The organism is Paenisporosarcina sp. P4_D4 (assembly GCF_056401835.1).
In genome coordinates this window covers 1-1,615 of record NZ_JBFUIO010000268.1, presented here as the reverse complement: position 1 = coordinate 1,615, position 1,615 = coordinate 1, and the positions used below count along the sequence as shown (strand labels likewise).

The following is a 1,615-nucleotide window of genomic DNA, read 5'->3' as shown; positions in this document are numbered from 1 at the left end:
AGATAAACTTCGCTTTTTAAGAGATTTCTTACCGTCTGATTATTCCACAGTACATTTCTAGGTGAAGGTATGTTCTTCTTATTCAATTTAGAAGCGATATCGTATGTTGATTTACCACTTAAATAATCTTGGACTATCATCTTTTGATAAATCTCTGACTGTTCTCTGTTTGGTATCAAACCTTTTAATTTGGCATCATAGTCATAGCCATAAGGAGCAGTCCCAATTGCCCATCTCCCCATTTGTAATGCAATCCTTCTACCAGAGGCTAAACGTTTCGTTATTGTTCTGTATTCTTGATGTGCCATGAAACCTTTCCAAGCAATTGAATCTTCATCTCTTTCATTGTTGGGGTCTAATATGTGAAATGAATTTACAACAACAACCAATGTGTCACTATTTCTAAAAGTGTATTTAATTGTATCTTGGTCTGTTCCGCTACCTCTTCCTAGCCGATCAAATTCAAATACAACAACAGCGTCAAAGACACCTTCTTTTACTTCATGAAGAAGTCTTTGTATAACAGTTCTATCTGCTATGGATTCACCTGATCCGATTTCATGGTACTCTACAGCGTTCCATCCGTAATGATTGCAGCAGTCTCTCATTGCTAAAAGATGTTTTTCTAAGTCACTGTCCTTTTCATTGTCTCTGGATAGCCTTGCATAAATTGCAACATTTTTAATCGCCTTAATTGCTTCTGGTTGGTTGTAAAAAGTTTTCATCGTTCATCAACTCCCCTTGTAAGTGATTTGGACTGAAAATAACCTGTCCTGTGAGACAACAACGTTTGATTGTTCCCAAATTATATTAGTTGATTTCCGTGTAATTCCTAGCTTGTTTGCCATCTTTTTTATTTGTTCTTCCGACCTAGTGTTGTTTAATAATTGCTTAACCCCTCTAGCTCCATGTGTATCATATTTTTCAATGACTAACTTTCTCTCATTGTCTGACCACAAATCATTTCTTTGGATAATCGAGTTTTCTAGTCTTGATTTGTAGGACACTTCTTTTTTCTTCTTAACCCCAAGTTGCTTGGCTTTCCGTAAAATTTGTGTGTTATTATATTGTGGAAATATCTCTGCTAGTTCATTCGATGTCTTAAGTGGGTAGATTTTTTGTAGTAACCTTGATTCTTCTTCCGACCAATTAGCTCTCATATAGCGTATCACCTACCAAATCCCATTTTGTTTTATCATATTAAAAAAGGAGTGAGAAGTAAATTAATACTTCTCACTCAAGAGTTATTTTCGATTGTATTTCGCTATCTAGTTTAATTAGAAACTCCGTTAAGTCCAGCTTAGCGATTTCTTCATTTAGTTTTTGTATGACTTCTTCATTGTCTCTAATCATTTCTATTTACTCCTTTTTATATTATAATTTATTAATTAAACAACCACTGAAATTAATCATTTACGTTTATAAGTCACATAATAGAAATCAACATAATTCGTCTCACAATAATTCTTCTCTGATCCTGCAATATAAAAATCCTTCTCTAATACTTCACGATTGAAATATGTGTCAGCTTGTGGTGCTTGAGCATCTATATAGGTAATTAAAACTTCATCTGCATATGACATAAACTGATTATAAATATCGCTTCCTCCACACA

3 protein-coding genes are annotated in these 1,615 nt (G+C 33.9%); all 3 read right to left on the bottom strand.

Annotated features, from left to right (window positions below):
• A partial coding sequence (locus tag AC1DSL_RS17960; RefSeq protein WP_477533284.1) for a recombinase family protein occupies positions 1-725 on the bottom strand: 725 nt, incomplete at its 3' end.
• A gap of 6 nt (positions 726-731) precedes the next feature.
• A complete protein-coding gene (locus AC1DSL_RS17955; RefSeq protein ID WP_477533283.1) occupies positions 732-1,160 on the bottom strand; it encodes a hypothetical protein in 429 nt (142 codons plus the stop codon).
• Between the two features lie 249 nt (positions 1,161-1,409).
• The coding region (locus AC1DSL_RS17950; protein WP_477533282.1) for a dihydrofolate reductase at positions 1,410-1,615 on the bottom strand (206 nt) is incomplete at its 5' end.